We start from the raw sequence: 8,240 nt of genomic DNA, 5'->3' as shown, positions 1-8,240 counted from the left end.
AGTCTGAACTGACCCCGATTTCACGGACACCGACCTAAGAGACAGCGTGCAGGCGTTCATACTCGAACGGCGTCATATACGCCAAATACGAATGCCGTCGCTGTCGGTTGTAAAACACTTCGATGTAGTCGAACAAGCTTTGCCGAGCCTCGTCGAAGGTTCGGTATTTCTGATGCCGCACATGCTCGGTTTTGAGCGTATGGAAAAAGCTCTCCATCGCTGCGTTGTCGTGGCAATTACCTTTACGGCTCATGCTCGGCTGGATATCGTTTTGAGCAAGCAGAGCCTGATAACGAGCGGTTCTGTACTGCACGCCCTGATCGGTATGGAGCAGCAGGCCAACAGGCTTGGCACGCCTGCCCAGGCTCATTTCCAGTGCCAGCGTTGCTAGCTCTTGGCTGGGCTTCTTATCCATTGCCCAGCCAACTATCAGCCGAGAGTAGAGATCCATGATCACCGATAGGTACAGCCATCCTTGAGCGGTCGGAATGAACGTAATGTCCGCCACCCAACGCTCGTTTGGTCGATCCGCATAGAAGCGCCTCAGCAGTCGATGCTCAACGATATGTTCAAACGTTCGCCCGCGACCGGCCTGCTGCCAAACCAAGGTCTGCTTTGTCCTGAGACCGGCCTCTCGCTTCAAACGAGCTATGCGATTGAGGCCTGCACTGTTCCCCTGACTAGTTAGCTCTCGGTGAATACGTATCGGCCCATACGTTTGGCGACTATCACGATGAACCGCCTCGATCTGGCCCAGCAAAATACGGTTTGCCTTCGAACGCCGCGACTCTGCTCGATTGCGCCACGCGTAGTACCCGCTTGGCGAAGCGCCAACCGCTCGGCAAAGCCTGCGGATCGGATACTGGGCAGCATGATCACGAATGAAGGCGTACTTCACACGAGGCTCTTGGCGAAGTACGCAGCCGCCTTTTTTAGGATTTCGTTCTCTTCACGTAATCGCTCCATTTCGCGCTTCAGCTGAGCCACTTCGCTTTCTGGCTCAGCCTGGCGGCCAGAGCCCGGGAACGCGTGGCCCTGCTTCTGGTCAAGCTGCTGCTTCCACTTGTAGAGCTGATTGACCCGGATACCTAGCTCACGCGCAAGCTGCGTGCAGGACTTATCCGAGTCGGTCAGCTGACGGACTGCCTCTCGCTTGAATTCGGGGCTGTAGCGTTGGTACTCGCGTTTGTCTGTCATGGGACACCTTCCTATCTGACGGTATAGTCACATTTGAGGTGTCCGTAAAACCGGGGCTAGATCAGTCTATCCCCTCATTGGAGGGGCAGCTGTCATGGTCAATTGCAGGCTGTAAACAATTGCGGTTTTTCCGTGACGCTGCGGTTATATGGAATTATGGCTCAGCCATAATTATTGCTGAGCCATAATTTCCATCATTTTGTGGCCTCGCCGTACAGCTCGACGCGTGGCGCGCTTCGTGCGTGCACTAGATAGGTAGCTAGGTGTTAGTGAGCAGATCTCAGCGTACGCAGACTTTCTCGAACCTTCCCCTCGCTACAAATTACTCAGATCATCCGCTTTCGTTTGTATTTTAAGCAGTCGCGAGGAGTCGCGGTACCCTTCCGCGTCACAGACGCGCCTCGCTTGTGGTGATTACCAACGGTGCGAAATTTCAAAATTCGAAAAGACGACTCCGAGCCGGTTGGATCAGCCTCGCATCGTCCGTGGAGATGTCTTGATCTCAAATAGTCATTGACCGCGCCCAGGACATACATACGACCTGACATACCAGAGAACCTGACAGAAATGTAATGGTTACTTCAGCCTTTGGTCAGGACGCTTTGCATATATTGGCTGTCAGACGCTGCAAGCATTGAAAAACCGCAAATGTCCCTGCAATAGGCCAAGTTCGTCGCTAACCAATCCATAAGGTGCCCCGTATGTCCTCTCAGCAGTGCCATCACCAGCCCGACCAAACGAAAGGTACTGCAGCACTCACAGACCCCGTCTGCGGGATGAAGGTGGAAGAGGATAGCGAGCATCAAGAGCATTATCAGGGAAGCACTTACCGCTTCTGCAGCCAGGGTTGCCAGACCAAGTTTCGTTCCGACCCTGCTCGATATCTCGCTGCACCGCAGGCTCATGGGACCTCCTCTCGGGCATCTACCCCACCCGCACAGAAACCACCCGCCGGTGATGCAACGACAGAGTACACCTGCCCGATGCACCCTGAGATCCGCCAAATGGGTCCAGGTGATTGCCCTATCTGTGGGATGTCATTGGAACCTCTGATCCCTGAACTCGACGAGGAGGAGAATCCCGAACTCAAGGACTTCTCGAAGCGATTCTGGTGGTCTCTGCCCCTGACCGTAGCAGTAACCCTGTTGGCAATGGCGGGACATGCGATACCGCTGTTTCACGGCGCTAGCCAGAACTGGGTTGAACTAGCCCTTACGACCCCGGTTGTCTTGTGGGCAGGTTGGCCATTTTTCGTGCGCGGTTTCGCATCAGTTAAGCATCGCAGCCCAAACATGTGGACGTTGATCGGGCTTGGCACAGGGGCTGCGTATATTTACAGCATCGTAGCAACCGTCTTACCGAGCATATTTCCAGAGTCATTCACTGTGGGCGGCCGGATAGGCGTTTACTACGAAGCCGCAGCGGTCATCATTTCACTGACGCTTTTAGGTCAGCTGCTCGAACTGAAGGCCCGCTCTCAGACATCTTCCGCAATCAAGTCCCTGCTTGGCTTATCACCCAAAACAGCTCGCCGTATCGCCAAGGATGGTTCCGAGGAGGACATCCCGCTCACACATGTTCACGAGGGCGACCATCTGCGCGTTCGTCCTGGTGAAAAGGTACCCGTTGATGGAGAGGTGTTAGAGGGCGAGAGCGCCGTCGACGAATCCATGCTAACGGGCGAGCCGGTTCCGGTGACGAAGCGGACAGGCGATTCGCTTATCGGCGCGACGATGAACACGAGCGGCTCGCTTGTCATGCGAGCCACCAGGGTTGGCTCCGGGACTATGCTTTCACAAATCGTCCAGATGGTTGCGAATGCGCAACGCTCCAAAGCACCCATGCAGCGAATGGCGGACACGGTTGCGGGTTATTTCGTGCTGACGGTCATTGGTATCGCCTTGCTGACATTCTTTGCATGGGGCCTGTCTGGACCCGAGCAGGGCTGGGTATTCGGCCTGATCAATGCAGTTGCGGTTCTGATCATTGCTTGCCCTTGCGCACTTGGCCTTGCAACGCCTATGTCGATCATGGTTGCCACAGGCAAAGCGGCTGGAAGCGGAGTGCTTTTCAGAGACGCAGGCGCCATCGAGAACGTCCGTAAGGTAGACACGCTGATTGTCGATAAAACAGGAACCTTGACCGAGGGCCGACCTGTCTTCGATCGGGCCATAGGCGTCACGCCGTTTGACTCGCAGGAAGTCATCCGTTTGTCTGCCAGCTTGGATCAAGGTAGTGAGCATCCCCTAGCCCACGCGATCGTAGACCATGCCAGAAGCGAAGGTATCCAGCTGGCGAAGCCAGAGACCTTCGAGTCAGGGTCAGGTATCGGAGTCCGTGGTCTGGTGGAAGGCAAGCAGCTACAACTAGGCAACACCGCGCTTATGGAAGATGCGGGTGTGAGCGTCGAGCCGTTGAGAGATCAGGCAGAAAAAATGCGCGAGAGCGGTACCAGCATTGTGTACCTGGCTGTTGATGGGGCACTTGCCGGCTTGCTGGCCGTATCGGACCCAATCAAACCGACTTCCAAGGAAGCTGTAGCGCGGCTCCAAGCGGAGGGCGTGCAAGTCATCATGGCCACCGGCGACGGGCTTACCACTGCCCGCGCGGTGGCTCGTGAGCTATCGATCGATGAGGTGCATGGCGAAGTGAAGCCGCAGGACAAGGAGGCGCTGGTGGTTAAGCTACAAGCCCTAGGTAAAGTAGTCGCCATGGCAGGCGACGGAATAAATGATGCGCCGGCGCTCGCCAGGGCTGATGTCGGCATAGCGATGGGCACGGGCACTGACGTCGCCATGAACAGCGCCCAAGTTACGCTCGTTAAAGGTGACCTGATGGGGATACTGCGCGCGCGCACGCTTTCGGTGGCGACGGTTCGCAATATGCGTCAGAACCTTCTGTTTGCCTTTATGTACAACGGGTTGAGCATCCCGATTGCCGCAGGTCTGCTCTATCCGTTCTTCGGACTGTTGCTGTCTCCGATGATTGCTGCCCTGGCCATGAGCCTCAGCTCAGCATCGGTTGTGTTCAACGCACTCCGGCTCCGTCAAACGCGTGTAGTTTGAAGCCTGTCGGCTTAGGCTTAGGCTTAGGCTTAGGCTTAGGCTTAGGCTTCGGTTGCGAAGCGACCGATTGCCTAATTGATTGCTCATGAATTGCCCCGTAAGCTGGAAATATGAAGTCCTACATGCGCTCCTTCCTTATCCTGCTGCTAGTGCTTGCGCTTCCGATCAATGGGATAGCGGAAATGCTCATGCCGGTTGGATCGTCCGGGCATCACGTGATGTCCGATATGGAAGGTGTGGGCGCCATGACGACCGACCACGCTTCGATGGTTGGCGCCGATGACGGTGCTGAACACGAGTGCTGTGAAGCGAATGAGCATGGAACGGCGACCGTCTGCAAGACGGGCCAAGAATGCAAAACTGCAAGTATCCTTCAGCTTGTCTCAATAAAAGCCCAGCTGATGCCTGCTGCTAAACCCGTGACCACTCCCTATAACGGCCTGATCCCCTCTAGCCTTTTAGACGCCGTCTGGCATCCACCCCGCGTCTAATTCCGATCAAATTATAGGAACCGCCCGAGTGAGCATTCGGGCCGGCTACCGCGCGCCTTTGGCTTGCATGAAAGATCAGGAATCCTTCGCAAATGAAACCCCGTATTTATTGGGCGCCGCCGTACGTGGCCGCCTTGATCATGGGCGCGCTCTCGTTTCCAGGGTTAGCGTCCGCTTTGACCTTAGAACAAGCTCTGAGCGTGGCCGAGCAAGACGCGCCTTCGCTGCATGCGCAAGCCGCCAACCTGGTGGCCGCACGCAGCGCTGCAATCCCTGCCGGCGAGCTTCCTGACCCTAAACTTAAGCTTGGACTGCAAAGCGTGCCCATCGAAGGTGACGCTCGCTGGCAGTTGGAGCAAGAGGCCATGACCATGCAAATGGTTGGGGTCATGCAAGATGTGCCAAACCGAGCGAAAAGGCGCGCTCGTGTCGAGGCCGCGCAGGCTAGTGTTGCGCTCGCAAACGCCCAGCAAACGGTTGAACGTCTCGGTGTGCGCCAAGCAACCGCCGAGGCATGGATCGCTAGCTTCGCGGTCGAGCAGAAGCTAAGCCTTTTCAAGCAGCTTTACAGCGAGAATCAGCTCCTTTCGCGGTCTGTTCAGGCCCGCATTGCTGGCGGCAGCGGACAAACCGCAGACAGCGTACTTCCGAGGCAAGAGGCAGCATTGCTGGCTGAACAAGAGGATGAGCTGCTGCGTAACCAGGCTGTTGCGCGGGCCGGCCTCCGGCGCTGGATAGGCGAGCTAGCAGGCCAGCCGCTTACAGGTGACTGGCCGCAATGGCTTGCCGCCGTTGATAACTATCAGCACAACCTGAACCGGCACCCGGCGTTACTCGCCTTCGACCCGATGACTCGTGAAGCGGAGGCAAAGGTTCACCAGGCCATCGCAGAGAAAACACCGGATTGGAGCTGGGGGATCGACTACCTGCGACGTGGCCGTGAGTACGGCGACATGGTGAACCTCAGCGTCAGCTTCGACCTGCCGCTGTTTACCAGCTCTCGGCAGGATCCGAAGATCGCGGCCGAACGAGCTCGCCTTGCCCAGATCGAGGCTCAGCGCCAAGCGACCTTGCGCCTGTACAACCAAGAGCTGAGTACTGACCTCGCTGAGTATCAGCGTCTGGACCGCGCACTCATCCGCCTCGACAAAACCTTACTACCCCTCGCTGAAGAGAAGGTCCGCCTTGCCATGGCCGATTACCGCTCCGGAAGCGGTGAGCTGACCGCTGTGATCGAAGCGCGACGACAGCTTGTGGAGACCCGGCTACGGCGTATTGACGTCGCCCGCGATCGATCGTTGAGCAATGCCCGCCTGCATTTCGCCTTTGGAGATACCCGACCATGACATTCCAACACAAGCGGCTGGTACTCGCCTTCAGTCTGCCTCTGATGATTAGCGCTGCAGCGCTAATCGGTCTGCCTACCGCAGCCTTCGGACAATCGCCTGCAGAAGAAGACAAGGAAGTGCTCTATTGGTATGACCCTATGGTCCCCCAGCAAAAGTTCGATAAGCCGGGCAAGTCGCCATTCATGGATATGGAATTGATTCCACGCTATGCAGATGAGGGAAGCGACGGGGCATCGATCAGTATCGACCCGAGCGTGACGCAGAATCTCGGCGTGCGCTTGGCAACCGTAACGCGTGAATCGATCAGCCAGTCGCTCGAAGCGACAGGCGCGTTGATGTTTGACGAGCGAGACGTGGCGGTTGTGCAGGCGCGTGCCGGTGGCTTTGTCGAGCGCGTTTACGACCGAGCACCGGAGGATGTCATCGAAAAAGGCGCGCCGTTAGCCGATCTTTTGGTTCCCGAATGGGCTGCCGCACAGGAAGAGTACCTGGCGCTCAAAGGGGTCGGCCAACCCCAGCTGCTCGCAGCGGCTCGCCAGCGGTTGCGCCTTGCTGGCATGCCGCCAGAAGTCATAGTGCAGCTAGAACGAACTGGTAAAGCGCGCCCTGTTTGGACAGTGAGGAGTCCAATAGGCGGCGTGCTGAACAGCCTCGACGTTCGCGAGGGCATGACCGTATCCACTGGTGCGTCTCTGGCACGTGTTAATGGGCTGGAAAAGGTATGGTTAGAAGTTGCGGTGCCTGAGGCGCAGGTTGCAAATGTGGCGCCTGGGCAGCTGGTCAACGCGCGCCTCCCGGCCTTTGCAGGTGAAGTTCTGGAAGGGACGATCCAGGCCGTACTACCACAAGCCAACCTGGATAGCCGCACTGTGCGTGTCCGGGTCGAGCTACCTAACCCGCAACAACGGCTTCGTCCCGGCATGACGGCCGAGGTGACGTTGAGTCGCAACGTCGAAGATGTCTTGGTCATCCCGTCCGAGGCGGTCATTCGCACCGGTCGGCGCGCATTGGTGATGCTGGCCGAGGATCAAGGCCGTTACCGCCCGATTGAGGTTCGCACAGGCCGGGAATTCGATGACCAGACAGAGGTGCTTGAAGGGCTGGAAGCCGGTCAGAAGGTCGTGGCGTCCGGTCAGTTTCTCCTGGATTCAGAGGCGAGCCTACGCGGGCTGACCGCTCAGGGTTTGGAGGAGCCTGCAACTTCTACAGAACCTGCGTTGCACGAGGCTGAAGGTACGATCGTCAGCCTGGAAGATGGCATGGTTGGCCTGTCGCATGGGCCGTTCAAGACGCTGAACATGCCTGGGATGACCATGTCCTTTCCGGTTGCGGATCAATCCCTGCTGTCAGGCTTGCAAGTCGACGACCGCGTCCGTGTGGGCGTGCGTGAAAGCGAAGAGGGCCTGGTCATTGAGCACATCGAGAAGCTGGGGGGCCAGCCATGATCGCAGCCATAATTCGCTGGTCAGTGGCCAACCGCTTTCTGATCCTGCTGGCTACTGTGTTCGCGGTGGCTTGGGGTGTCTGGTCGGTCAAAAACACCGCTGTTGATGCATTGCCAGACCTTTCCGACGTTCAGGTCATCATCCGCACGCCATACCCCGGGCAGGCGCCCCAGATCGTTGAGAATCAGGTCACCTACCCACTGACGACGACCATGCTGTCTGTCCCCGGCGCAAAGACGGTCCGCGGCTACTCCTTCTTCGGGGATAGCTACGTGTACGTCCTGTTTGAGGACGGCACCGACCTCTATTGGGCCCGTTCTCGGGTGCTGGAGTACCTGAGTCAGGTGCAGAGTCGGCTTCCCGCCGCCGCCAAACCCGCTTTGGGCCCTGACGCCACAGGTGTCGGCTGGATCTACCAATATGCTTTGGTAGACCGAACGGGCAAACATGACCTCTCGCAGTTGCGCTCTTTGCAAGATTGGTTCCTGCGCTATGAGCTCAAGACACTGCCCAACGTGGCGGAAGTCGCGCCCATAGGCGGGATGGTCAAGCAGTATCAGGTCGTACTGGATCCCGTGCGCATGGCAAGCAGGGGCGTGACGCAGCAGCAGATTGCAAAGGCGATCGATGAAGCCAACCGTGAAACCGGCGGGAGTGTTCTGGAACTCGCAGAAACCGAGTTCATGGTCCGTG

The 8,240-nt window shown here is 57.5% G+C and carries 7 protein-coding genes; 5 read left to right on the top strand and 2 right to left on the bottom strand.

What is annotated here, in order from left to right; translation table 11 throughout:
• Nucleotides 1–34: 34 nt before the first annotated feature.
• A complete protein-coding gene (locus BM275_RS21865) occupies nt 35–898 on the bottom strand; it encodes an IS3 family transposase (protein ID WP_043220498.1) in 864 nt (287 codons plus the stop codon).
• The gene (locus BM275_RS21860) at nt 895–1,197 is read right to left on the bottom strand and encodes a transposase (protein ID WP_042922387.1); all 303 of its coding nucleotides are present in this window, start codon (nt 1,195–1,197) and stop codon (nt 895–897) included. The genes BM275_RS21865 and BM275_RS21860 overlap by 4 nt, the downstream gene beginning before the upstream one ends.
• 701 nt (nt 1,198–1,898) lie before the next feature.
• Here BM275_RS21860 and BM275_RS21855 point away from each other — a divergent pair.
• The 5 genes from BM275_RS21855 to BM275_RS21835 form a co-directional block, all read left to right on the top strand.
• Complete coding sequence (locus BM275_RS21855; RefSeq protein ID WP_090523561.1) at nt 1,899–4,262, top strand: heavy metal translocating P-type ATPase; 2,364 nt, start codon at nt 1,899–1,901, stop codon at nt 4,260–4,262.
• Nucleotides 4,263–4,372: 110 nt separating this feature from the next.
• The gene (locus BM275_RS21850; RefSeq protein ID WP_014822249.1) at nt 4,373–4,753 is read left to right on the top strand and encodes a hypothetical protein; all 381 of its coding nucleotides are present in this window, start codon (nt 4,373–4,375) and stop codon (nt 4,751–4,753) included.
• 92 nt (nt 4,754–4,845) lie between these two features.
• Complete coding sequence (locus tag BM275_RS21845) at nt 4,846–6,099, top strand: TolC family protein (protein WP_042922856.1); 1,254 nt, start codon at nt 4,846–4,848, stop codon at nt 6,097–6,099.
• Entirely contained in the window at nt 6,096–7,547 is a 1,452-nt protein-coding gene (locus BM275_RS21840; RefSeq protein ID WP_019407035.1) for an efflux RND transporter periplasmic adaptor subunit, read from the top strand. Before BM275_RS21845 ends, BM275_RS21840 begins: the two co-directional genes overlap by 4 nt.
• On the top strand, nt 7,544–8,240 hold a 697-nt coding region (locus BM275_RS21835), incomplete at its 3' end, for an efflux RND transporter permease subunit (protein ID WP_139229605.1). The genes BM275_RS21840 and BM275_RS21835, both read left to right, overlap by 4 nt.

The sequence above is a fragment of the Stutzerimonas kunmingensis genome (assembly GCF_900114065.1).
GTDB classification, from domain to species: Bacteria; Pseudomonadota; Gammaproteobacteria; order Pseudomonadales; family Pseudomonadaceae; genus Stutzerimonas; species Stutzerimonas kunmingensis.
The sequence above is the reverse complement of the archived record's forward strand: the minus strand, read 5'-3'. Positions and strand labels throughout refer to the sequence as shown.

Excerpts from the sequence above, each read along its gene's own strand:
- BM275_RS21845 (WP_042922856.1), top strand. The coding sequence starts at position 4,846 with ATGAAACCCCGTATTTATTGGGCGCCGCCGTACGTGGCCGCCTTGATC.
- BM275_RS21855 (WP_090523561.1), top strand. The coding sequence starts at position 1,899 with ATGTCCTCTCAGCAGTGCCATCACCAGCCCGACCAAACGAAAGGTACT.
- BM275_RS21860 (WP_042922387.1), bottom strand. The coding sequence starts at position 1,197 with ATGACAGACAAACGCGAGTACCAACGCTACAGCCCCGAATTCAAGCGA.
- BM275_RS21850 (WP_014822249.1), top strand. The coding sequence starts at position 4,373 with ATGAAGTCCTACATGCGCTCCTTCCTTATCCTGCTGCTAGTGCTTGCG.
- BM275_RS21840 (WP_019407035.1), top strand. The coding sequence starts at position 6,096 with ATGACATTCCAACACAAGCGGCTGGTACTCGCCTTCAGTCTGCCTCTG.